Origin of the sequence: Streptomyces anandii JCM 4720, assembly GCF_014650655.1 — a bacterium.
Lineage (GTDB): Bacteria > Actinomycetota > Actinomycetes > Streptomycetales > Streptomycetaceae > Streptomyces > Streptomyces anandii.
This window is the reverse complement of record NZ_BMVJ01000055.1, coordinates 2,729-4,094: the sequence shown is the minus strand read 5'-3', so window position 1 is coordinate 4,094 and position 1,366 is coordinate 2,729. Positions and strand designations below refer to the sequence as shown.

Annotated in this window: 1 protein-coding gene; it reads right to left on the bottom strand. The window is 71.6% G+C overall.

The window, feature by feature from the left end; translation table 11 throughout:
* The coding region (locus IE249_RS39585) for a type I polyketide synthase (protein WP_229860008.1) at positions 1 to 1,366 on the bottom strand (1,366 nt) is incomplete at both ends.

The following is a 1,366-nucleotide window of genomic DNA, read 5'->3' as shown; positions in this document are numbered from 1 at the left end:
GACCCGCGCCCGCACCCGCTCCGCCTGAGCCCGCAACGCGGCCTCCGACTTCGCGGACAACACCCACATCGTGCTCGGGAACGGTGGCACAACTGCCGGCTCCGATGCCTCGGCAGCGGGCTCGGCGGGCTCAGCGTGTTCGGCGTGTTCGGCGTGTTCGGCGTGTTCGGCGGGTGCCTCTTCGAGGATGGTGTGGGCGTTCGTACCGCTGAACCCGAAGGACGACACGCCCGCCCGGCGCGGACGTCCCGTGTCAGGCCACTCACGGTTCTCGGTGAGCAGCGAGACCGCACCCGCCGACCAGTTCACATGCGGGGTCGGCTCGTCGGCGTGCAGGGTCTGCGGCAGCACGCCGTGCCGCATCGCCATCACCATCTTGATGACGCCCGCGACACCGGCGGCCGCCTGCGTGTGACCGATGTTCGACTTGATCGAGCCCAGCCACAGCGGCCGGTCCTGCGCCGGTCGCTCCTTGCCGTAGGTGGCGATGAGGGCCTGGGCCTCGATCGGGTCGCCCAGTGTCGTACCCGTACCGTGCGCCTCCACCGCGTCCACATCCGCCGCCGACAGCCCGGCGGACGCCAGCGCCTGCCGGATCACCCGCTGCTGCGACGGACCGTTCGGCGCCGTCAGGCCGTTGCTCGCACCGTCCTGGTTGATGGCGCTCCCCCGTACGACGGCGAGCACCGGGTGGCCCTTGCGCCGGGCGTCCGACAGCCGCTCCACGAGCAGCATGCCCACGCCCTCGCCCCAGCCGGTGCCGTCGGCGTCCGCCGAGAACGCCTTCACCCTGCCGTCGGCCGCGAGGCCCCGCTGTCGGCTGAACTCGATGAAGGCACCCGGCGAGGACATCACCGTCACACCACCGGCCAGCGCGAGATCGCACTCGCCGCTGCGCAGCGCCTGTGCGGCGAGATGGAGCGCGACCAGCGAGGACGAGCAAGCCGTGTCGACCGTCATCGCGGGGCCTTCGAGACCGAAGACGTAGGCGAGGCGGCCGGAGACGACGCTGGCCGCGTTGCCCGTACCGAGGTAGCCCTCGATGCCCTCCGGCAGAGTCTGCGCGAAGGAGTCGTAGTCCTGGCCGTTGGTGCCGACGAAGACGCCGGCCTGGCTGCCGCGCGCCGACTCGGGGTCGATCCCGGCGCGTTCGAACACCTCCCAGGAGGTCTCCAGGAGCAGCCGCTGCTGCGGGTCCATGGCGAGGGCCTCGCGCGGCGAGATGCCGAAGAAGGCCGGGTCGAACTCGGCTGCGTCGTAGAGGAATCCCCCCTCGCGTGCGTAGAACGTGCCCTGCTTGTCCGGGTCGGGGCTGTAGAGGCGTCCGAGGTCCCAGCCACGGTCCTGCGGGAACGCGGAGATCGCG